The following is a 21,580-nucleotide window of genomic DNA, read 5'->3' as shown; positions in this document are numbered from 1 at the left end:
AGACTGAGCCGACCACCGGGAGAGGCGGGCAGACTGAGCCGACCGCCGGGAAGGGCGGGCGGACTGGGCCGGTTGTGGGAAGGGCGGCAGCCGGCCGTGTCGGCCACGGACAGGAGCCGCGGGGCGCGGACCCGGCCGACCGCCGGGAGCGGACAGCCGACCCGGCATGCCACTCGCAGGTGCCGCGGATTCGACCGACCGGGCCTGCCATCGGCAGGAGCCGCGGACGGGGGCCGTCGGCTCAGCCTGCTGTGGAGAAGGGGACCGGGTGGTGCAGGTCGGTGTCCAGTGCCGGGTCCGCCGAGAGGATCGACTGGTGCAGCCGCTGCAGTCGGGGCGACGGCTCCAGGCCGAGCTCCTCGACGAGCGAACCGCGCAGTCGCTGGTACGCCTCCAGGGCCCGCCAGGCCTTGTTCGACCGGTGCAGCGCGGTCATCAGATGCGCGCAGAAGTTCTCGTGCATGGGGTGCTTGGCCACCAGTACCCGCAGTTCGGGCACGATCTCGGCGTGCCGTCCGAGGCGCAGGTCGGCCTCGATACGCAGCTCCAGCGCCGCCATCCGGTCCTCTTCGAGCCGCAGCGCCTCCAGTTCGAGCACACTGCCCACCGGTACGTCCACGAGCGCCGGCCCCTGCCACAGGTCCAGGGCCCTGCGCAGCAGTTCGGCGGAGGTCCGGTAGTCGGCCGCCTCGTGGGCGTCCCGGCCGGAGGCACACAGCTGCTCGAACTCCTGCACGTCGATCTGCCCCGGCTGCACCTCCAGGAGGTAGCCGCCGTGCTGGGTGACGAGGATGTCCTTCGGCTGCCGGCTCGTGTCGCCCTCCAGGGCGGCCGCTATCTTGCGCCTCAGCTGGAGGATGTAGGTCTGCAGGGTGGTGGCGGCGCTGCGGGGTATGTCCTCGCCCCAGATCTCCTCCATCAGCGTCGGCACGGTGACGACGCGTCCGGTCTGCAGGGCGAGCAGGACGAGAATCTGCCGCGGCTTGGCGGCACTCGGCACCACCGACACGCCGTTGAGTTCCGCAGTGAGCCGACCCAGTACCTTGATGTCCATGTGATCACTCTCCCGTCTCGCGCGGGCGGTGCCCGCCCCCGTCTTACGCGGGCGGTGCCGTCGGCCGACGGGCCGGCGGTCACCGCCTCCCGAGCAAGGCAAAAGCTTCGCAGCAGCCGGGTTCGAGCCACAGTGTGCGGGTCATGAAGAGGCCTATGAAAATGTCATACCGCGGTGGTGACCGCCACACTGTGCGGCTTGAAACAGCGCCCTCCAGAATTCGATGACGCGGGACGCCGAACGAATTCCCGATTCGCAGCGCTTCTCAACACTCATGACTCTGGAGGGTTCCATGAGCACGTTGACCATCCCCGCCCCGGCCCGTTTGGCCGGAACGTCCGCGCAGGACCACCGCATCGCACTCCTCACGGCCCGGGCAGGGCTCGAACCCGAGCTGGCCGAGCGCTACCTCACCGACCCCGTCTCGGTCCTCGCGGAGTTCGGGGTGGTGGCGTCGGAACCCGTCTACCTGGCAGAGGCCGGAGTAAAGCCGTTTGTGCTGGAGGACCTTGACCGGGGGGACACGACCGTCAGCTACAACAGCTGGCTGTGCGGCCAGCAGCACCCGCTCGCCGGCTCCGCGGCCGCCACCGCATGAGCCGATCCCCGCTGCCCGCCGCGGAACCGCAGGTGGGATTCAAGCCTCACCTGCGCGTCGAGGTCGTCGGCGGAGAGGCCGTGTATCTGCTGTCGGAGTGCGGCACGACCGCCCTGCACGGGCCGCATGTCGAGGCCATCGCCCCGCTGCTCGACGGGACCCGGACCCTGGAGGCCGTCATCCGGGAGGCCGCGGCCGTGGTGGACGTCGCCACGGCGGGCCGGACGATCGCCGCCCTCGCGGAAGCCCAACTCATCGGGTACCGCGCTCCGTCGGCGGATGCCGCTGCCGAGGCGTACTGGGAACTGTCGGGTCTGAGCGGCGCCGGTGCGGAGGCGGCGCTGCGCGGCACGCCGGTGCAGTTGCTGGTGCTGGGCGGAACGGATCCCGGTCCCGTCCGCGAGGAGTGCCTCGCCTCCGGTCTCACCCTGGCCGACGACGATGCGTCCGCCGCGTTCACGCTGGTCATGTGCGACGACTATCTGGACCCGGCGCTGGCCGACGTGGACGCACGGCACCGGGCCGCGGGGCGGCCCTGGCTGCTCGCCAAGCCGTGCGGTGTCGAGGCCTGGGTGGGCCCGGTGTTCGGCATCCCCGACCAGGCCTGCTGGTGGTGCCTCACGCACCGGCTGCGCGGACACCGCGCCACTCAGGCGCCGGTGCAGCGGGTACTCGGGCTACCCGGCCCGGTGCCGCTTCCGCGGGCCTACCTGGCGTCCGTGCGCACACTGGGGCTGCAGAGCGCCGTGCTGGAGACGATGAAGTGGGTCGCCGGGATGCGCTACGCCGAGCAGGCCGCCCTGTGCACGCTGGACACCCGCGCCCTGCGCACGCGCCACCACCCGGTGACCCGGCGCCCCCAGTGCCCCGCGTGCGGGGATCCCGGTCTGGCGGCGGCGAGCGCGCGACGCCCGGTGGTCTTCGTCTCGCGCCTGAAATCGGCCACGGCGGGCGGCGGCCACCGGGCCCTGCCGCCCGAGAGCGTGCTCTCCCGCTACCGGCACCTGGTCGATCCGCTCACCGGTGTGGTGCCCGAGCTGCGGCCCGCCCCGGCCACTCCCGAGGGCCTCAACCACTATGTCGCCGGGCGCAATCCCGCGCTGCGCGCCGACTCGCTCGCCGCGCTGCGGCACGGGCTGCGCAGCCACAGCGGCGGCAAGGGGATCACGCCGCTGGAGGCCGAGGTCGGCGCGCTGTGCGAGGCGGTCGAGCGCTACAGCGCGACCCGCCAGGGGGACGAGCCGGTCGTCGTCGACACCCTCGCGGGGCTCGGCGAGAAGGCACTGCATCCCAACGCCTGCCAGCTGTACGCGGATCGGCAGTTCGCTCAGCGAGAGCGCTGGAACCGGTCGGCCGCCGCGTTCCAGCAGGTACCGCCGCCTTTCGACCCGCACGCCCCTACGGAGTGGACGCCCGTGTGGTCGGTGACCGCGGGCACCCACCGTCTGCTGCCCACCTCGATGCTGTATTTCGGCTCCGCACCCGGCCGGCGGCCGTCGGGGCCGTCGGTGCCGTGGGCGGACTCCAACGGCAACGCGGCCGGAAGCAGTCTCGAGGACGCCACGCTGCAGGGTTTCCTCGAAGTGGTCGAGCGCGACGCGGTGGCCCTGTGGTGGTACAACCGCACCCGTCGGCCCGCCGTCGACCTGGACGCCTTCGACGAGCCCTGGCTGGCCGGGGTCCGAGCGGCGTACGCGAGGCTGGGCCGAGACCTGTGGGTCCTCGACCTCACCGCGGACTTCGGCATTCCGGTCATGGCGGCCGTCTCCTGCCGTAACCGCGACGACGGAACGCCACGGCGCATTTGCTTCGGGTTCGGCGCGCATTTCGACGCGCGTACGGCACTGCGTCGCGCGGTGACCGAGATGGCACAGCTGCTGCCACCGCCGGACGTGGAAGCGGAAGTGGACACCGACTTCGCTTCCGTCCACCCGGAGCTGGCCTCCTGGTGGACGGAAGCGACCACCCGGAATCAGCCATATCTCATGCCGGACCCGGCCGAGTCGCCGCTTGCGCCCGCGAGTTACGTGTGCGAACCGCGCCAGGATCTGCTCGGCGACCTCACCGTGGCCGAGGGTCTGGTGCGTGAGCGGGGCATGGAACTGCTCGTCCTCGATCAGACCCGACCTGACGTGCGGCTTCCCGTGGTCAAGGTGATCGTTCCAGGGATGCGTCACTTCTGGGCCAGGTTCGCGCCCGGACGTCTCTACGACGTCCCCGTGGCACTCGGCCACGTCACGCGCGCGACGCGTTACGATGACCTCAATCCGATTCCGTTGTTCGTGTGAAACCGGCTAATTACAGCCATCACTGGCCGCTGTCCAGTCATGCCCATACCATGCCTTGCGCCATGTCCCCGGGCAAGGAGGTCACCGATGCCGGACACTTTCCGGAGCATGGAAAGTAGCGGGGGCGCAGGGGATTCCCCGCCGACATCGAGCCGTCTGGCCCTGGCTCCTCGCCTCGCTCGCGCGATCGTGCTGCTCGTGCTCATCTGCTACTGCTCCATCATCATCCTGAACGTGCTGCAGACCGGAGGGGCGAGCACCACCAAGCTGACGGTCTGTGTCTGCATCGTCCTGCTCGAGTTCGGCGTGCAGTTCGCCCTCGCCTCGCCCGCGGCCCGCACCTGGCCCCTGCGGTGGCGGCTCGTCACCCTCGGGGTGCAGGCCGTCCTGACGTACCTGCCCGCCGCCTGGTTCGGCCTCGACTGGGGCAGCATGCAGGGGCCGCTCGCCGCAACCATCCTGCTCACCCTGCCCAACCGTGTCGCATGGCCGATGTTCGGGGCGGTCGTGGCCGCCTCCCCGGTGTATCCGCTCCTGAAGGGCTCGGGCGGCCTGTACAGCGGTTATGTCTTCAGCTCCGTCACTCTGGCCGGGCTCGTCATCTACGGCCTCACCCGGCTGACCGACCTCGTCACGGAACTGCACGACACCCGCGAGCAGTTGGCCCGCATGGCCGTAACCCAGGAACGCCTCCGTTTCGCCCGGGACCTGCACGACCTGCTCGGCTACAGCCTGTCCACCATCACGCTCAAGGGCGAGCTGGTGAACCGGCTGATACCCACCCGGCCGGAGCTGGCCGCGGACGAGACCACGTCCCTGCTGCTCGTCGCGCGGCAGGCCCTGGCCGATGTACGCCTGGTCTCGCGCGGCTACCGGGACATGTCGCTGCGCGACGAGGCAGAATCGGCCGCGGGGGTTCTGATGTCGGCCGATGTCCGCACGGAGGTCGACGTGCGGGTCGAACGGCTGCATCCTGTGGTCGACACGGTCCTCGCGACCGCGTTGCGGGAAGGAGTCACCAACATCCTTCGGCACAGCAAGGCCGAGGTATGTACCATCAAGGCCACCAGCGAGACGGAAGCGGTCTTTCTCACGCTGGTCAACGACGGAGTGGCGAACGGGGGGGAGCCTGAAACGCGTTCCGGTGGGGGGAGCGGTCTGGGCAATCTGCGGACTCGGCTCACCGCCATCGGCGGGGAGCTGACGGCCGGCGTCGACGAGGAGGGCCTGTTCCGCCTCGTGGCACGGGCCCCGCTCCAGCCGCGCAAGGGCGAGGCCCCCGCGGGCACGGCCGCCGACGCGCCGGACGCCGAGAGGTCCGCAGCCTGAACAGGGCTGATCAGACGAGCCACCGCTGCCTGGGGGAGGTAACAGGTGCTGTCCATCACTGTCCTGCTCGCTGAGGACGTGCACATGATCCGCGGCGCGCTGGTCGCCCTGCTGGAACTCGAGCCCGATCTCAAGGTCATCGCCACCGTGGAGCGGGGCGACACGATCGTCAGCACCGCACTCGAGGTCCGGCCCGACGTGGCGGTGATCGATGTCGACCTGCCCGGCATGGACGGTCTGACGGCCGCCGCCGACCTGCATGAACAACTCCCCAGCTGCCGCTCCCTGATCCTCACCAGCCTGGGCAAGCCCGGCACCCTGCGCCGTGCCATGTCGGCCCATGTGTCCGGCTTCCTGCTGAAGGACTCCCCTCCGGACCAGCTCGCCAGCGCCGTGCGTTCCGTGGCGATGGGCGGACGTGTCGTCGACCCCCAACTCGCCCTGACCGCCTGGGACTACCCGGACAATCCGCTGTCCCGCCGGGAGATGGAGGTGCTGCGGCTGGCGGCCCGGGGAGCCGATGCCGCCGAGATCGCCGGCTGTCTCTACCTCACCAAGGGCACCGTCCGTAACTACCTCACCTCGGTCGTCGGCAAGCTAGGCGCCCGCAACCGTGTCGACGCCATCCGCATCGCCGAGGACGCCGGCTGGATTCCCTGAACCGGCCGGGCCGGGCAGCTCCTCGCCGATCGCCCCGTACAGCGCGTCCAGCAGCCCCTCGTGCAGCGTCGTCCCCACCGAGACGTCCGACAGCTCCCCGAACCCGTCGTCGAACACCGCGACGCTCACCACATGGCTGCCGCCGACGTCAAAGGTCCCGAACGTCCAGCCGCCGTCATCGGTGGCGGAACCGTCGGGACGCACCAGCCGGGCGCCGGACGCACCGTGCAGGGCGAATCCGAACTCGGTGAAACGGAACCGCAGGCCCTGGCCGAGCGCCTTGCTGTAGGCCTCCTTCAGGGTCCACAGCCGCACCATCGTGTCGTTGCGGGCGCTCTCCGCGTCCCGGTCCAGGTGCCGCTTCTCGAACGGGGTGCAGGCCTGCGCCTCGGAACCGGTGTGCGCGAGCCGCCGGTCCGCGCGTTCCACGTCGACCCCGATCCGGCCCCGGCGGGTGACGCCGACGACCATCGTCTCGTCGGTGTGGCTCAGGCTGATGTCGATCTGGTCCAGACCGCGCACATAGGGGCGGCCGCCCGGCAGATACGCCACGTCCACCAGGTGCGGCAGTGTCTGCACGGCCGCCGCGGCGGTGTACCGCAGAAACAGCCGGGAGGCGAGGAAGCGCTCTCGCATGCCGGCCCGGCCGAACTTCTCGTAACGAGCCCAGTCACGGCCGAGGAGCAGACGCAGGTCCGCCGCGCCGGCCTCCGGCTGCCAGCCGGGCATCCTGCCGTACACCAGGACGCTGCCAGTACGTACCAGTTCCTCGTGCACCCGCTCCCAAGGGCTCTCCGGCCCCGGCGCGCACAGCGGCCGGCCGATCGTCGTCATCGGCTCACGCCCCCGCCAGCGCCGCCGCCAGCGGTCCCGCGTCGAGTGCCGAGATCACCCCGGCCAGATCCACCGCGTCGCTCTCCGGACCGCGGCACACCGCCAGGCAGGTCGGGCCCTCGCTGCCGCCCATCCGGCGCAGGAACGGCGTGAGCACCACCCGGGGTCCGATCTCCACGACATGGGTGGGGGTCTGCTGGGCGAGCATCGCCCGGGCGGCGTCGGCGAAGCGGACGGGCGAGGTGATCTGCTCGCTCCAGTACGCCCCGTAGAGCGGTTCGGTGGTCAGCCGGCCGTACAGGGTGGAGTAGAACGGCACCCGGGCGGCGCCGCCGGCGACCCGGCGGGCCACGGCGTCGAACTTCGGCACCATGGGGGCCATCAGCGGCGAGTGGAAGGGGTGGGTCACCGTCAGATGCCGGCAGGCGATGCCCCGGCTCTCCAACTGCTCCTGGATGCGCTCAAGCCCCGCGCGATCGCCGGAGAGCACGGTGGCCTTGGCGGCGTTGATGGCGCTGATGCCGACGCCCGGCTCGGACGCGACCAGCTCGGCCGCCTCGAACGGGGCCGCGCAGGTGGCCATCATGCCGCCGTCGGAGGGCAGGTACTGCATGAAGGCGCCGCGCAGCGCGACCAGCTTGGCGGCGTCGGGCAACGACAGGGCGCCCGCGGCGGCGGCCGCCGCGAACTCGCCGATGCCGTGGCCCAGGACGGCGACCGGAGTCACGCCCTCCTCCCGCAGGGTCTGCGCCAGGGCGTACTCGACGGCGAACAGCGCGGGCTGGGTGAACGCGGTCTGGTGGATCCGCGGGTCGTTGCCGAGGATCAGCTCCACCACGGACGTCCCGGTGTAGGGCAGCAACTCGGCGGCGGCCTGGTCGAGATGGGCGCGGTAGCCCGTGCAGTTCCAGTACAGACCGGAGGTCATGCCCGGGTGCTGGGAGCCCTGTCCGGTGAACACGAAGGCCGCCCGGACCAGGCCGCCGCCCGCCGGACGCGGGTCATGCTGGGCCATGTACCGGGCCAGCTCGCGCACGGTGGGATACGTCTCGATGTCCGTGGGGTCGATCACCGGACCGAACTCCTCCTCGATGTCGCCGTAGAGGCTGAGCGCGGCCACCGAGTCGAAGCCTCCGTACTCGTGGAACGGCACGCTCTCGTCCACCGGCACACCGAGGTAGTGGGTGAGCCGCTCCGTGAGCCATTCGCGCTGGGTCGCGCCGAAGGAGTCGTCGTGCGCGTCGTCGTGCTGGGGTTCAGACATGGTCGGTGCTCCATCTCGGGCTCGGGTGGATACCTCCGCCGGCGGATCAGGCCAGCGCGGAGCCGTACAAGTCGTAGCTGCGGCGGCCGTGCAGGCGGTCCAGCGCCTCGGCGAGCACGCGCTGTTCGCACGCGGCGACGGGGCTGCCCCCGCCCGCCCGGTCCTGGGGCAGATCGGGCATGGGCAGGCCGAGGCGCCGGGCGAGGCGGTGGAGCACCGCGGACGCCCAGGCCGGATTGGCCAGGAACGCGTCGGACGGAGCGCCGGTCTGCGCGCGCCAGGTCCCCAGGCAGGCCGCCGCCGCCACGACCAGGGTGTAGCGGTCGGCGAGCGCGAAGTTGTGCGGGCTGGCCAGCGTGGCCCGGTCGCCGGGCTCGATCTCGCCGAACGCCTTGGCCAGCTCGCGCAGTTCACCGGTGAACGCCCGGGCGAGCGCGCGCAGCAGCGGCCAGTCCTCGCGTCCCGGCACGGTGAGGTCGGCCGACTCCAGCCATTCGGTGCAGGCGACCAGGGTCGCGGCCAGCGGATCACTGCCGGAGAGCAGGGACAGGCGTGGCAGGTCCAGCGGCGGCAGGTCCTCGTGCGGCCGGAACAGCGCGGCGGGCGCCTCCCGTTCCGCGAACCAGGCGTACCGGGCGAAGTGCGGCAGCTGCGGCAGGATGCTGACCTGGCGGCCCGCGCTGCCGGCGTGGCCGAGCGAGGTGACGGGCAGGTCGCGCAGCTGCTTCTGGAACATCCCGTACGTGCCGCTCACCGCGAAGCTCTCCTCGCCGAGCACCGCCGCCATCTCGTCCATCGTCTCGGCGGCGAGCCGCGGCGCGAGATAGGCCGCGGACGCCGCGTACACGCTCATCTGGTGCGGCAGCAGATGCAGCGCCCGGGTGGCGACCAGGGCCAGGCAGTCGATGAGCAGCAGGTCGAGGAAGGCGCCGGTGAGCACGTCCCGCACATGCCGTACGTCGAGGGAGGAGCGGCCGTCGGCGCGGCGCCGGGTGGCGAACGCGGCCACCGTGCGCAGCGCGGTGTCGACACCGGCGAGCACGATCGACGGGATGAGCCCGCGGATCAACAGGGAGGAGCGCAGCGACAGTTCATAGCCGTCGCCGACCCGGCCGAGCACCGCGTCGTCGGGCACGGTGCAGTCGGTGAAGGCGAGGCCGCCGAACTCGGCCCCGCGCATCCCGGTGGTGGAGTGCCGCCCGGTGTCGGTGATCCGGTCGGCGGGCAGGGCGGCACGGTCCAGGAGCAGCACCGAGTGGCTGCGGCCGCCGCTCTGCGTGGCCGCCGTGCGGGCGAAGACCACCAGACCGCGGGAGCGGGCCGCGTTGGCGATCGCGGTCTTGCTGCCGCTCACCGACAGGCCGCCGGCGGCGGGCCGGGCGGTCAGCTCGTCGCGGACGAAGTCGTTGCCGTGCGCCACCTCGTGCCGTGCGACGGCGACACGGTCGCCGCCCAGCAGCAGCCGGGCGACGAAGCGGCGCTGTGCGGCGCTGCCCGCGGTCCACACCGGCACCGCGGCGAAGAAGCAGCTCAGGCCGTATCCGAAGCCCAGAGAGGCGTCCCGGCGGAACAGCGGGCGAAGGAGCCGGCCGAGGACGTCCATGCGCCACAGCCGCCCGCCCAGTTCGGCGGGGACGAACTCCGCGTTCAGCCCGAACACGTCGAGCACCCGCTCGGCACCGGACACCGGCTCACCCGCCGCGTCGGCGGCGAGCAGCGCGGCGGCGCCGAGCGGGTTCGCGGGATCGTCGAGGGGGCCGAGGGCGGCCTCCAGAGCGTCGATCCGTCCCTGCGGGCCGGGCGGCGTCGTCATCGCGGACCCTTTCGTGGCGTGCCGCGCCGCACCAGCCGTTCGACCTCCGGGTCGACCCACTGGTGCAGTGCGGTGAGTTCACCGTTGAGGAACATCCGGCGCATGGCGGCCCGTTCCAGCTTGCCGCTGGTGGTGCGCCGGACCGTGCCGGGGCGGACCAGGAGGACACCGCTCGGGACGACGTCGTACTGCTCGCTCAGCCGCCGCTGCACGCCGGCGGTGAGTTCGGCCAGGTCGACGCCGTAGCGGCTGCGGCCCCGCAACTCCTGGACCACGACGACGTGTTCGCGCTCGCCGGGCACCCCGAACGCGGTGCCGGAGCCGAACAGGGCGCTGACCTCGCGCACCGTGCGTTCCAGGTCCTGCGGATACAGATTGCGTCCCGCCACCACGATCACGTCCTTGATCCGGCCGGTCACGCACAGCCGCCCGCCGACCAGGGCGCCGAGGTCGCCCGTGCGCAGATAGCCGCCCTCGCCGTCCTTGATCCGCCCGTCGAAGACGTCGGCGCTGTCCCTGGGGCTGCCCCAGTAGCCGGGCGAGACCGACTCGCCGCGCACCCAGATCTCCCCGACCCGGCCGTCCTCCAGCGCCCTGCCGGTGCCGGGGTCGACGATGCGCACCTCGACGCCCGCGGGCCGGCCGCAGGCCACGGCCTCGCGCTCCGGCGCGGCGGCGGCCGGCGGCGCGGGCAGCGCGTGGGTTCCGAACGCGCAGGTGGCGCGGTCACCGCTGACGAACAGCGTCGCCTCGGCCAGGCCGTAGGCGGGCACGAGCGCCTCGGCGCGCAGGCCCGCGGCGGCGAACCGGTCGGCGAAGGCCCGCATGGTGGCGGAGTTGACGGGTTCGCCGCCGCTCACCGCGACCTGCCAGCCGGACAGGTCGAGCCCGGCGAGCTGGCTGTCGTTGACCCGGCGCACGCACAGGTCGTAGGCGAAGTCGGGGGCGCCGCTCACGGTGAGTCCGTAGCGCGAGATGGTCTCAAGCCAGTGCGCCGGGCGCTTGACGAAGGCGACCGGGGAGAGCAGGACGGCGGTGCCGCCGAGCCACAGGGCGTGCAGCAACTGGCCGATCAGGCCCATGTCGTGGTGCAGCGGCAGCCATCCGCCGATCCGGCTGCCCGGCACCGTGCCGAGCGCCGCGTGGATCGCCCGGTGGTTGGCGAGCAGCGTGCGGTGCGTCACGATCACCCCGCGGGGCTCGCGGGTCGAGCCGGAGGTGTACTGCAGGAACGCCACGTCGTCGGGTTCCCGCCGCGGCGGTTGCCAGGGCTGCCCGCCGTCCACGGCATCCACGGCGTCCGTGATGTCGGCGTCGGTGGGGATGCAGGTGACGCGCCCGTGTCCGGTGCGGGCCAGCAGCTGGGTGACGTCGAGGGCCTCCGCGAGCGAGGTGAGCACACAACCGGCGCCGGAGTCCTTGACGATGCCCGTGATGCGTTCCTCGGGCCGGCCGAGGGCGCCGAGGGGCGCGGCGGGCACCGCGATCACGCCCGCGTAGAGGCAGGCGAGGAAGCCGATGCCGAACAGCCTGGGAGACTCGTGCAGGATCAGGACCCGTTCGCCTGGCGCCACGTGGCGTCCGATCCGGGCGGCCACCGTCCGTGCGGCCCGGTCGAGTTCGGCGTAGGAGAGCGTCTCCGGCCGCAGCGTTCCGTCCTGCTCGGTGAGGAGGATCAGCGCCTCACGGTCGGGTGACTCGACGACTCTGCTCCGCACGATGTCGGTGAATGTCCGTTGGCCGGTCAACGCCCTCCCCTTTCGTGTGGTGATGTCGCTCGCGTACGCCGGGGCGACAGGTGGTCGCGGTCCGCCGGTCATCTCCCCGGCCAGGGCGGCACCCGGTGCCCCGCGTTACGGACGGTCCAGTCCGCGTACGCCGTCTTCGCCTCCTGGTCCGGCTCCCGGTCACGGCGGGACAGGGCGAGCAACACGGCGGTGACCGCTGCCAGTTCGGCGGCATCGGGCCGGCCGCGCACCACGGTGATGTGCGTCTCGTCGGTCATGCCACCAGCGTGCATGCACCACCTAGAGCCGCCCTCGCGTCCCGAACGCGACCGAGCCGAGGACCAGGGAGTCCTCGGCTCGGTTACCGCTGGGGCGCCCGCCCCTGGGGGTTGCGATCAGTCGATCACGCGTTCGTAGGCCACGTGCCGGGTCCGCTCCAGCACGACCTCGGCGCCTCGCTCCAGCTCCTGCCGGGCGGACTGGACCGGCTCGCTGTCCAGGGCCCGTTCCAGCGACTCGGCGTCCAGGAACCACAGCACGCCGGTGTAGAGCGCGGGGCGCAGCAAGGAGCGCAGCAGGTCGCTGCCGCCGAAGCCGTCCGCCTCGCCGAGACAGTCGGTGAGACGGGCGAACCGCCGCTCGAAGGCGCGCCAGTCCCCGCCGACCCGGGCGCGCAGCAGGACGACGCTCTCGGTGCCGACCCCCGCGTTGTCCCGCAGCAACCGGCCGACGCTGACTGCCTGGTCGACCTCCGTCTCGACGAGCGGTTCCAGACGCTCGACATGGCCCAGGAACGTCTCGTCGTGCACGGTGTCGCGGAAGGCACGCAGGGTGCGCCAGTGCCCCAGGTGGACGTACACGTGCGGATGGTCGGCGAGGCGTACGGTCACCAGGAAGTCGAAGTCGGTGCGCCGGCGCAGGAACTGGGAGTGTTCCCGGAACATCCGCTCGAACCTGTCGGTGTCGCCCTTGACCTCGAAACGGTTGATGATCGTGACGGGTCCGGTGAGATCACGTCCCGGCATGCAGGTCCTCCGCGAATTGCTTGGCATGGCGCAAAGTGGTCGAGCTGTTGGTCCCCAGGGCCTTGCGGACCCGGGCCCTGGCCTCGGCGAGCGTGGCGTCGGCGCCGAGCGCGGCGCGCACGCCCTCGGGGTCGAGCACCACCGTGTGCCAGGAGGTGACGGTGAGGGTGTCCCCGTCACCCGACGGTTCGATGGTCCAGCGTCCCGTGTGCACCCGCATGGCCACCGGTACCCGCAGTTGCTTGTACACGATCTCCTTGCGGTCCTCGAAACACACACGGAACGAGGTGGTGTTGTGCAGGGAGCCGTCCGGACTGCGGGTGTCCATGTCCATGTGCTGGATGCCCGGTTCGTCCTCGGTGAGGGCGAGCCGCGCCACATGGGGCAGCCGCTCGGGCCACAGGTCGGCGCGGTCCAGGAAGGCGTACACGTCACCGGCGGCCCCGGCGACCGTCACCGAGTCGCTGAAGGTGAACTGGAGCTCGTCGGTGGACTCGCCGAGTTCCGCCGCGTTCTTCAGGGCCGCGAGTTCGGCGACGCTGTTGCGGTCGACGGCGCGCTCGATGAGCTGCTCGGCCTCCGGGTCGTCGCCCACCGCACGGTAGTCGTGCAACAGCACCACCCGTGTCGTGCCGTTCTCCAGGGCCTCGATGCGCCAGGTGCCGCCCATCGAGGCGACGGGGGCCGCCGAGACCACCTGGCGGAAAGTGACCGTCCGGGAGTGCGGATCGAGGGTGCGGCGCGAGGTCCAGGTGCGTACCTGCTCGTTGGCGATCGCCCAGATGCGCAGCAGCTGCTCGCCCGTGCCCGCCTCGTCCCGGCTCTCCTCGACCACCTCGACGTGGACGGTGGGCCCGAACACCTGGGGCCAGGAGGCGACGTCCGCCACCAGCGCGTAGCAGGCCTCCGGTGGCGCCGCCACGGTGATGGAGTGCTCCGTCAGATGCGTGCCGGCGAGGGGGGCGGTGTCCGGTGTCTCGCTCGTAACGGTCGTCGCCACGGCGGGTCCTTCCTTCGAATCGTGCCGTCCGTGACGGCGATCAGCAGAGTGGCACAGCCGCCTCGAGCGCACCTCGACGGCGGGTGGAGACCGGCCATATCAGGCCGGGCACGGCTTCAGGACCCGTCGGGACTCTCTTCCCGGACCTCGGCCCAGTCAGGACGTTCGGTGATCTCTACGACGGCACAGCCCCAGCTGTATCCCGCTCCGACACTCACCAGTACGCAGCGGTCGCCGGGGGCGGCCTTGCTGGAGACCAGCAGGTGATCGAGGCTCGCGAACTGGTCACCGGCGCCGAGGTGGCCGACGGTCCGGCTGAACTCCCAGGTGGTGCTGGCCGGTTCGATGCCGAATGGCTTGTAGTAGATGGACTGCAGCCGGCGCCGCCCGAAGTGCGGAAGCACCACCCACCGGGCGTCGCCGAGCTCCATGCCCGCGTCGGCGAGCGCCTGCTTGAGCACGGTCTGCTGCCCGGCGTGCGCCCGGGTGATGGCGTACGACATCCCCACCCGGCCGACGAAGGCGCGCTTGGCCTCCTCGAAGTCCACGGGCATCCGGTTGCTGAACGGGGCCCTGGTGAACGGCTCGTCGCCGCGGTGCAGGGGTTCCAGCGACGGGTCGGCGTGCAGGGCGAGGGAGACCAGGCGGGCGAAGCCGCCGCGCCGGGACAGCACGAGCGCGGCGGCGCCGTCGGCGTAGGGCGTGCCGGGGTCGGTCTGCCAGCGGTCGATGCCCGGGGTGCAGAAGCGGTCGGCACTGGTGAGCAGCGCGTCACCGTGCCCGTGGCCGGCCGTGAGGTAGGCGGCGGCCAGGTCGAGGGCCGCGAGGCCTCCGTTCGACATCTGCCTGATCTCCATGGCCGGGCAGTTGTTGCCCAGGGCCTCCCGCTGGATGTACGAGGCCACGGGCCACAGGTCCTGGCCCTGGTGGTAGGTGTCCGCGTGCAGCACCAGGTCGACGTCGGCCGGGGCGCTGCCCGCACGGGCCAGTGCCGCCCGGGCGGCGTGCGCCGCCATCTCGGCGGCGGACTCGTCCGGGGAGTACGCCACCGAGACGGTGCCGGTGGCGGCGACGAGGCCGGGCGGGCACTCACCCGAGGCCACGGCGTCGTCGACGCGCAATCGGGACGGGAGACGTACGGCGGTCCCCCGCAGGTAGATGTCTTCCACACGCACAGCCGCTCCAGAGGGTTCGAAGAGGTCAGCCGGCCGGTGCGGCCACCAGGCTCTCGGCGTCCTGGCGCCGCTCCGGCGCGTCGGACAGGACGTAGTGGACGGCGTCCAGCAGGGCCATCAGGGCCGCCCCCGTCGCGTGCCGGTCCACGCCGACGGTGCCCCAGCACCGCTCGCCGCACCGGAACGACAGCAGGACCCGCACCGCGGGCGGTGTCGTACGGTCCCCGGCGAGTTCCCGGACCGTGTGCCCGGTCAGGTGCAGTCCGGCCAGTTCGGGGAAGACCGGGTCCAGGGCCTGGTGCAGGGCGGCGTCCAGGGCGTGCACGGGCTCCCGGCCGAGGCCGGTGGCGGTGTGCGGCGCCGCCGCGACACGCACCCGCATCGAGGCCCGTGCGCCGCTTTCCCCGTCCAGTGCCACCTGCCAGGACTCGACGCCGAACGGCGTCGGCGGGGTGTCCCCGGCCAGCTCCGCACGCAGCAGCAGCGCGAAGGACGCGTCGGCGGACTCGAAGCTGTAGCCGCGGCTCTCCAGTTCCTTGACCCGGGCCGCGGCCCGGCCCACCGCCTCGGAGCCGGCCCCGACGTCGTAGCCCAGCTCGCGGGCCTTCAGCTCCACGGAGGACCGTCCGCCCATGTCGGAGACCAGGACGCGCATGGTGTTGCCGACGCGGGCCGGTTCGATGTGCTGGTACAGGCTCGGGTCGACGCGCAGCGCCGAGGCGTGCAGGCCCGCCTTGTGGGTGAAGGCCGCCGCGCCGACGTAGGGGGCCGCGGGGACGCCAGGGATCCCGGTGACCTCCGTGATGACCCGGCCGGTGGGCTCCAGCTCCCCGAGGCGCTCCAGCGGGATCACCTCACGGCCCCGTTTGAGGACGAGGTTCGCCATGACGGTGAACAGGTTGGCGTTGCCGCAGCGTTCGCCGTAGCCGTGGGCGGTGCCCTGGGCGTGCACGGCGCCCGCGTCCACGGCGGCCATGGTGTTGGCGACCGCGCAGCCGGTGTCGTCGTGACAGTGGATGCCGATGGCGGCTCCGGTCATGGCGATGGTGTCGGCGACGACGGCCTTCACCTCCTCCGGCAGCGAACCGCCGTTGGTGTCGCACAGCACGACGGTCTCGGCGCCGGCCTCCGCGGCGGTGCGCACCACTTCCAGGGCGTACTCACGGTTGGTGACGTACCCGTCGAAGTAGTGCTCGGCGTCCAGGAACACCCGGCGTCCGGCGAGCACCAGGTGCTGCACGGTGGACCGGATCATGGCGAGGTTCTCGGCGAGCGTGGTGCGCAACGCCCGGTCCACGTGCCCGGTGTGGCTCTTGGCGACGAGCGTCACCACAGGCGTCTCCGCCTCAAGCAGCGCCCGCACCTGCGGGTCCTGCGAGACGGCGACGTCGGGCCTTCGGGTGGCGCCGAAGGCCGTCAACAGGGCGGCCCTGAGGTCGAGTTCGGTACGTGCCCGGTGGAAGAACTCGGTGTCCTTCGGTATCGCGCCGGGCCAGCCGCCCTCGATGAATCCCACGCCGAGGGCGTCCAGGCTGCGCGCAATGGCGAGCTTGTCCTCGACGGTGAGGGCAAGGCCCGCCATCTGGGTGCCGTCGCGCAGGGTCGTGTCGTAGAGCTGGAAGCTCTGCTGCGCCATCGCCCCTCCTTCCTGTCGGCCTGCAGCGGGTTCGCTGCGCGGCTTGCGCCAAGAGTCCGGCCGGTGGCTCGAAGGGGCCCGGAGTGGGGCTAGAACGCGCCGGGGGTTGTGTGACGGGTTGTCCGGCGGCTGCGGGTTCGTTGTGGCTGGTCGCTCCCCCATCGCGGCGGAGCCGCATACGGACACGGTCCCGCGCCCGTTTTCGGCGCTGACGCCGAGACACCCGTAAGGGGCCGGACGGCTGGTGTGCCGTCCGGCCCCTGCGATCTCGTGCTGTGCGCCTTCTCGGGAGGCCGGGGCGGCCTCGGGCTCGCCGACGACCCCGGTGAAGGCCTTGAGCAGCGTCTGGAAGCTGTCGGTGAAGGAGTCACCGACCTGCGCCACCTTCGCGTCGCGCGGCTCCACGGCACACCTGACCGGCACGCCAGAGGCGTCCTTCTCGCCCGCCCGGTCGATGGCGCGGGTCCGGTGGGCCGTGGCGATCCGGTCCGCCCGGCCCGGGGTGACCCGGGTAGGCCACCAGGGCCCACTGGACGGCCGAGTACCCGGCGCCCAGCTCCCGCAGCGGCTCCAGCGGGGCTGCCCAGCGCCGGGGGTTGAGCGGCGGCCTGTCCCCCGCCGTCTGATCCGCGCCCGTCGTCCCGCTGTCCACCTCCGTCTCGATGGACGGCGCCTGTTCGGACGAAACGGCCATGATGTGGCCTCTCCTCGTACTTGGGGGCGGTGTTCGGGGGAACGGTACGGGGTTACGGGGCGATGGCGGGCGGATCTGTCGCCCACCGGGCAGGATGATCGCGGTCAGTGGAATTCCGCTCGCGTCCTGCTGAAGCGCGGCGCCGGGGTGGCGGGTCCGCTGCCTCTGGCCTGGTGGTGCGGGTGTGCGGCGGCCTCCGTGACGCTGAGGACTGGCGTCACACACGCCTCCGTCTCCTCGAAGCGGCGGGCCCAGTCGTCTCGGCTCCGGGTGAGGAACCGGCGGGCGAACACCCTCCGCAGCGAAGGCCAGTTGATCGGATCACTCCGGTCGGGCAACCGCTCGGGGTCCAGCTCCAGACCCGCCAGCAGCGCCCGGTAGAACCGCTCCTCCAGCGCGCCGACGGCCACATGTCCGCCGTCGGCGCACTCGTAGCAGGTGTAGAAGGGCGCGCCGCCGTCCAGCAGATTGACCCCGCGCTCATGCCGCCACTGACCGCTGTCGGCCATCGCGGTCAGCATGCCGAGCATCGCCCCGGCCCCGTCCACGATCGCGGCGTCCACGACCTGTCCCCGGCCGGAGTGCTGCCGCTCGTACAGCGCGGCCAGCACCCCGGCGACCAGGAACATCGCGCCACCCGCGAAGTCGCCCAGCAGATTGACCGGCGGCACAGGGGGACCGCCGGCCTCTCCGATGGCGTGCAACGCGCCGGTCAGCGCGAGGTAGTTGATGTCATGACCCGGGGTACGGGCGAGCGGCCCGTCCTGGCCCCAGCCGGTCATCCGGCCGTACACCAGGCGGGGGTTGTGCCGGAGACAGACGTCCGGGCCGATACCGAGCCGCTCCGCCACACCCGGCCTGAACCCCTCCACCAGGACGTCCGACTGCTCCAGCTGCCGCAGCAGCCAGTCGACATCGCCGGGGTCCTTGAGGTCCAGCTCCACCGACCGTCGCCCACGGTCGAGTTCCCCGTGCCAGTCCGCGAACGACCGGGCGCCGTCGGACCGGTCGATCCGCACCACGTCGGCCCCCAGATCCGCGAAGATCATGCAGGCGAACGGGGCGGGCCCGATCGCCGCGAGCTCCACCACCCTCAGGCCGTGCAGTGGTCCTGTATCCGTCGCCATCTGCGGCTCCTCCTCCATCCGGAGCCGAACGCTGCGGGGAGCTCCCTGGGCGGCGGTGGAGGGCGGATCGTGGGGCGCTCGGTTCCGGCTCGGCCGCGAATAGCTCTGCGCGGACTCGACCACGGCCCAAGAAGGTCCCGGTCTACTGGCTTCGTTTGCGGATCAGCCCGTCGTCGCCACGGGAGGCGGCACGGTCAGCGGCCGCATGGGCATCGCCGGCCAGTAGGCACTTTCCGTACGCATTCACCCACGGCGAAAGGAACCACTGTGACCACCAGCGCCACCGAGGCGGACGCACCGGCCGAGGCACAGACCTTCCCTTACGCGCGCACCTGCCCCTTCACACCGCCCACCCAGTACGCGGAGATGGTGGACAAGGACGTCTCCCAGGTCACCCTGACCGGGTCGGGCCTGCGCATATGGACGATCACCGGCTATCAGACCATCCGTGAGCTGCTCACCGATCCGCGGGTGAGTGCCTCGCGCAAGCACGACAACTTCCCGTTCTATTTCATCGCCCCGCCCGAGTACCGCACCGAGACGTCCTTCATCGGCTACGACGGCAAGGAGCACAGCTCCACCCGGCGCAAGGCGGCGCTGACGTTCACCAACCGGCAGGTGCAGCGTCTTCGGCCGCGGGTCGAGGAGATCGTCGACGCGCACCTCGACAAGCTCCTGGCGCTGGAGCCGCCGGCCGACTTCCACCGGGTGTTCTCCCTCGCCGTTCCGATGACGGTGATCTGCGAACTGCTCGGCATCCCGCAGGACCAGCACGACTTCTTCATCAAGCACGGCACGGCGCTGCTCGGCGGGCACAGCTCCACCGAGGAGCGGCAGGCGGCGATCGTCGAGGTCAACGCCTACGTCGAGGAGCTGATCCAGCTCAAGCGGCGCGAGCCGGGCGAAGACCTGCTCAGCCGGGCGATGGCCGACTACGAGGAGTCCGGCGAGGACTACACGGACCGGGATCTCTTCAACATGGTGCGGCTGCTGATGAACGGCGGCCACGAGACCACCGCCAGCCAGATCTCGCTGGGCACCGCCGCTCTCCTGGAAAACCCCGATCAGCTCCAACTCCTTCTCGACGACCCCTCGTTGGTGACGTCGGCCGTCGAGGAGCTGGTGCGCTACGCCACCATCGGGGACACGGCCGTGCCGCGCGTCGCCCTTGAGGACATCGAGATCGGCGGCCAGGTGATCCGCAAGGGGGACGGCATCCTGTGCCTGGGGCTCGCCGCCAACCGCGACCCCGAGGTCTTCCCCGAGCCGCAGAAGCTCGACATCACCCGCGGCAGCCGCAAGCACCTGGGCTTCGGGCACGGAGTGCACCACTGCATCGGCGCGGACCTCGCCCGGCTGGAACTGCAGATCGTGTGGAGCAAGCTGTTCCAGCGGATTCCCACCCTCCGGCTGGCCAAGCCGTTCCTGGAGATCCCGCGCAAGGAAGGCGCCGTGATCTACGGACTGTGGGAACTGCCGGTCGTCTGGTGACGCCCGGGGTATGCGTACGCATGCTCCTGGAGCGTCCGTCAGCAGGTCTTGAACTGGGGTTGTCTGATGCGCGAGCTGGTGGGTCGGATGGTCCGGCGATGGGCGTACCGGGCCCGGCGCATCAGGCTGCTCCCGGGGACGACGGCCGTGGCGAGACGGAGGGTGAACTCGCCACGGCCGGCCCGTCGTTCGGCGCGGGTACGGTGACACAGCAGGGGCCCCGGTACCGATGGGTACCGGGGCCCCTGCTGTCCTGTCCGCACTCAGGCCGGCGCCTCGGCACTCCCCGTGGAGCTCTGGACCTCTCCCTGCCCGGCCTGCCCGGAGCGCCGCGCCGGCACCGCGAGCGCGGCGAGCAGGCCGGCGGCCGCGAACACCGCGGCCCCGTTCAGTGCGAGGCCGTAACCGGAGGCCAGCGCGTGGGCGGAGGCCGCCGCACCCTGCCCGGACGCCTCGTCGGTGCGGTGCGCGGAGAGAGCCGCGAGGGTCACCAGGCCCAGTGCGCTGCCCAGCTGGCGTGTGGTGTTGAGCAGCCCGGAAGCGAGCCCTGCCTGATGGGCCGGCAGGTCGGCGGTGGCCGCGTTCGTCGTCGCGTTGAGCACCGCGCCCATGCCGAAACCGACCAGCACGACGGGGCCGAGCACATCGGTGACGAAGCCGGCGCCCGGGCCGACACGCGCCAGCCACAACAGGCCGAGGCAGGACGTCGTCAGGCCCGTGAGCAGCACGGGACGCGCACCGGTGCGCGGGATCAGCGAGGACACGCCCCAGCCGCCGAGCGCGATGCCCGCCGTCAGCGGCAGATAGCTCAGCCCTGTGCGCACCGGGCTGTAGCCGAGCACTTGTTGCAGCAGAAGCGTGAAGAAGTAGAAGGTGCTGAACAGCGCCGCGATGCCGAAGAAGGCGACCAGGTTGGCGGCGGCGACCACGCGGATGCGAAAGATGCCGAGCGGCACCAGCGGATGGCGTGCGAACCGCGTCTGGATGAGCAGGAACAGGGCAAGCAGCACCGTGCCCGCGGCGAGCGGCACGAGGACCCGGACGGAACCCCACCCGTATGCGTGCGTCTCGGCGACGGCCCAGACCACCGCCATCAGGCCGAGCGTGACGGTGAGCGCACCGGGCACATCGAGGCCCGGGCGCGGTCCGCGGCGGGCCGGACCGGTGGGCACCACACAGGCCACGGCTGTCAGCAGGACAACGCCGATGGGCACGTTGACCAGGAGAATCCAGCGCCAGGACAGCCACTCGGTGATGACACCGCCGGCCAGCACCCCGATCGCGCCCGCCGCCCCCGACACCCCGCTCCACCAGCCGAACGCCCTGGCGCGCATCTCGGGCCCGGTGAACGTGGTGCTGAGCACGGTCAGCGTCGTGGGCGCCATGACGGCGGCGCCCAGGCCTTGGAAGGCCCGGGCCATGATCAGCGTCGCCGGGCCGTCCGCCGCGCCTCCGACGGCGCTGGCGAGGGTGAACAGAGCGGCCCCGGCCAGGAAGATCCTGCGCTGCCCGAACAGGTCGGCGAGCCGGCCGCCGAGCAGCAGGAAGCCACAGACGACGACTGTGTACGCGTTGTTGACCAGCTGCAGGTTGTGCCGGTCGAAGCGCAGGTCGTGGGCGATGGCGGGCAGCGCCACATTGACCACTGAGGCATCCAGGACGTTCATGAACTGGCCCAGGCAGCAGACGGCGAGGACAAGGCCGAGCCGGTGGGAGACGGCGGTGGGCGGCGCGGCGCCCTGCACGGTGGAAGCAGTCATGCCGCCACGCTGTGCCGCGGCGATCGACCGGTGATCGCAGCCCGGTCGAGCCGCGCGGAGCTGCCTGAGGAGCACTCAAGGACGCCTCCAGACCAGGTGGTCACA

General features: G+C 71.8%; 17 protein-coding genes. 5 read left to right on the top strand and 12 right to left on the bottom strand.

All coding sequences use genetic code 11. From position 1 onward, the window contains the following. Positions 1-241: 241 nt before the first annotated feature. Positions 242-1,054 carry an AfsR/SARP family transcriptional regulator gene (locus AV521_RS12170; RefSeq protein WP_076087416.1) on the bottom strand — a complete coding sequence of 271 codons (813 nt, stop codon included), beginning with the start codon at positions 1,052-1,054 and terminating at the stop codon, positions 242-244. Between the two features lie 292 nt (positions 1,055-1,346). On the opposite strand from AV521_RS12170, the gene AV521_RS12165 reads away from it, so the two are divergent. The 4 genes from AV521_RS12165 to AV521_RS12150 all read left to right on the top strand — a co-directional run bounded on the left by AV521_RS12165 (position 1,347) and on the right by AV521_RS12150 (position 5,929). Beyond that, positions 1,347-1,652, top strand: coding sequence for a hypothetical protein (locus AV521_RS12165; RefSeq protein WP_143658599.1), 306 nt, complete (start codon positions 1,347-1,349; stop codon positions 1,650-1,652). Beyond that, on the top strand, positions 1,649-3,940 hold the full coding sequence (locus AV521_RS12160) for a TOMM precursor leader peptide-binding protein (protein ID WP_076087412.1): 2,292 nt from the start codon (positions 1,649-1,651) through the stop codon (positions 3,938-3,940). Before AV521_RS12165 ends, AV521_RS12160 begins: the two co-directional genes overlap by 4 nt. An 87-nt stretch (positions 3,941-4,027) precedes the next feature. Then, positions 4,028-5,269, top strand: coding sequence for a sensor histidine kinase (locus AV521_RS12155; RefSeq protein WP_076087410.1), 1,242 nt, complete (start codon positions 4,028-4,030; stop codon positions 5,267-5,269). A 48-nt stretch (positions 5,270-5,317) separates the two neighbouring features. Next, entirely contained in the window at positions 5,318-5,929 is a 612-nt protein-coding gene (locus AV521_RS12150; protein ID WP_076087497.1) for a DNA-binding response regulator, read from the top strand. Here the strand turns inward: AV521_RS12150 and AV521_RS12145 are convergent. The 10 genes from AV521_RS12145 to AV521_RS12100 form a co-directional block, all read right to left on the bottom strand. After that, complete coding sequence (locus AV521_RS12145; RefSeq protein WP_076087408.1) at positions 5,867-6,763, bottom strand: 4'-phosphopantetheinyl transferase superfamily protein; 897 nt, start codon at positions 6,761-6,763, stop codon at positions 5,867-5,869. The genes AV521_RS12150 and AV521_RS12145 overlap by 63 nt on opposite strands. Before the next feature lie 4 nt (positions 6,764-6,767). After that, the gene (locus AV521_RS12140; protein WP_076087406.1) at positions 6,768-8,027 is read right to left on the bottom strand and encodes an acyltransferase domain-containing protein; all 1,260 of its coding nucleotides are present in this window, start codon (positions 8,025-8,027) and stop codon (positions 6,768-6,770) included. Between the two features lie 46 nt (positions 8,028-8,073). Then, on the bottom strand, positions 8,074-9,840 hold the full coding sequence (locus AV521_RS12135; protein ID WP_076087404.1) for an acyl-CoA dehydrogenase: 1,767 nt from the start codon (positions 9,838-9,840) through the stop codon (positions 8,074-8,076). Then, on the bottom strand, positions 9,837-11,558 hold the full coding sequence (locus AV521_RS12130; protein ID WP_256725515.1) for a fatty acyl-AMP ligase: 1,722 nt from the start codon (positions 11,556-11,558) through the stop codon (positions 9,837-9,839). The genes AV521_RS12135 and AV521_RS12130 overlap by 4 nt, the downstream gene beginning before the upstream one ends. Before the next feature lie 98 nt (positions 11,559-11,656). After that, entirely contained in the window at positions 11,657-11,845 is a 189-nt protein-coding gene (locus tag AV521_RS12125) for an acyl-CoA carboxylase subunit epsilon (protein WP_076087401.1), read from the bottom strand. A 117-nt stretch (positions 11,846-11,962) separates the two neighbouring features. After that, positions 11,963-12,592: an antibiotic biosynthesis monooxygenase gene (locus AV521_RS12120; RefSeq protein ID WP_076087399.1), complete on the bottom strand. Its 630-nt coding sequence runs from the start codon at positions 12,590-12,592 to the stop codon at positions 11,963-11,965. Beyond that, positions 12,579-13,592, bottom strand: coding sequence for an aromatase/cyclase (locus tag AV521_RS12115; RefSeq protein WP_079249216.1), 1,014 nt, complete (start codon positions 13,590-13,592; stop codon positions 12,579-12,581). The genes AV521_RS12120 and AV521_RS12115 overlap by 14 nt, the downstream gene beginning before the upstream one ends. Positions 13,593-13,708: 116 nt before the next feature. Beyond that, positions 13,709-14,761 (bottom strand): ketoacyl-ACP synthase III family protein, encoded by a 1,053-nt coding sequence (locus AV521_RS12110; RefSeq protein WP_256725514.1) that lies wholly within the window; start codon positions 14,759-14,761, stop codon positions 13,709-13,711. A 31-nt stretch (positions 14,762-14,792) separates the two neighbouring features. Next, positions 14,793-16,403, bottom strand: a complete 1,611-nt coding sequence (gene cimA, locus AV521_RS12105) for a citramalate synthase (protein ID WP_076087395.1) — start codon at positions 16,401-16,403, stop codon at positions 14,793-14,795. 798 nt (positions 16,404-17,201) lie between these two features. Continuing rightward, a complete protein-coding gene (locus AV521_RS12100; RefSeq protein ID WP_107480887.1) occupies positions 17,202-18,224 on the bottom strand; it encodes a CaiB/BaiF CoA-transferase family protein in 1,023 nt (340 codons plus the stop codon). Between the two features lie 267 nt (positions 18,225-18,491). Between AV521_RS12100 and AV521_RS12095 the strand changes: the two genes are divergently transcribed. Continuing rightward, entirely contained in the window at positions 18,492-19,715 is a 1,224-nt protein-coding gene (locus AV521_RS12095) for a cytochrome P450 (RefSeq protein WP_076087391.1), read from the top strand. Between the two features lie 263 nt (positions 19,716-19,978). On the opposite strand, the gene AV521_RS12090 is transcribed toward AV521_RS12095, so the two are convergent. Further along, positions 19,979-21,475: an MFS transporter gene (locus tag AV521_RS12090; protein WP_079249215.1), complete on the bottom strand. Its 1,497-nt coding sequence runs from the start codon at positions 21,473-21,475 to the stop codon at positions 19,979-19,981. Between the last annotated feature and the right edge of the window lie 105 nt (positions 21,476-21,580).

Origin of the sequence: Streptomyces sp. IMTB 2501, from assembly GCF_001953885.1 — a bacterium.
Lineage (GTDB): Bacteria > Actinomycetota > Actinomycetes > Streptomycetales > Streptomycetaceae > Streptomyces.
The sequence above is the reverse complement of the archived record's forward strand: the minus strand, read 5'-3'. Positions and strand labels throughout refer to the sequence as shown.

Excerpts from the sequence above, each read along its gene's own strand:
- AV521_RS12170 (WP_076087416.1), bottom strand. The coding sequence starts at position 1,054 with ATGGACATCAAGGTACTGGGTCGGCTCACTGCGGAACTCAACGGCGTG.
- AV521_RS12165 (WP_143658599.1), top strand. The coding sequence starts at position 1,347 with ATGAGCACGTTGACCATCCCCGCCCCGGCCCGTTTGGCCGGAACGTCC.
- AV521_RS12160 (WP_076087412.1), top strand. The coding sequence starts at position 1,649 with ATGAGCCGATCCCCGCTGCCCGCCGCGGAACCGCAGGTGGGATTCAAG.
- AV521_RS12155 (WP_076087410.1), top strand. The coding sequence starts at position 4,028 with ATGCCGGACACTTTCCGGAGCATGGAAAGTAGCGGGGGCGCAGGGGAT.
- AV521_RS12145 (WP_076087408.1), bottom strand. The coding sequence starts at position 6,763 with ATGACGACGATCGGCCGGCCGCTGTGCGCGCCGGGGCCGGAGAGCCCT.
- AV521_RS12140 (WP_076087406.1), bottom strand. The coding sequence starts at position 8,027 with ATGTCTGAACCCCAGCACGACGACGCGCACGACGACTCCTTCGGCGCG.
- AV521_RS12135 (WP_076087404.1), bottom strand. The coding sequence starts at position 9,840 with ATGACGACGCCGCCCGGCCCGCAGGGACGGATCGACGCTCTGGAGGCC.
- AV521_RS12125 (WP_076087401.1), bottom strand. The coding sequence starts at position 11,845 with ATGACCGACGAGACGCACATCACCGTGGTGCGCGGCCGGCCCGATGCC.
- AV521_RS12120 (WP_076087399.1), bottom strand. The coding sequence starts at position 12,592 with ATGCCGGGACGTGATCTCACCGGACCCGTCACGATCATCAACCGTTTC.
- cimA (WP_076087395.1), bottom strand. The coding sequence starts at position 16,403 with ATGGCGCAGCAGAGCTTCCAGCTCTACGACACGACCCTGCGCGACGGC.
- AV521_RS12100 (WP_107480887.1), bottom strand. The coding sequence starts at position 18,224 with ATGGCGACGGATACAGGACCACTGCACGGCCTGAGGGTGGTGGAGCTC.
- AV521_RS12090 (WP_079249215.1), bottom strand. The coding sequence starts at position 21,475 with ATGACTGCTTCCACCGTGCAGGGCGCCGCGCCGCCCACCGCCGTCTCC.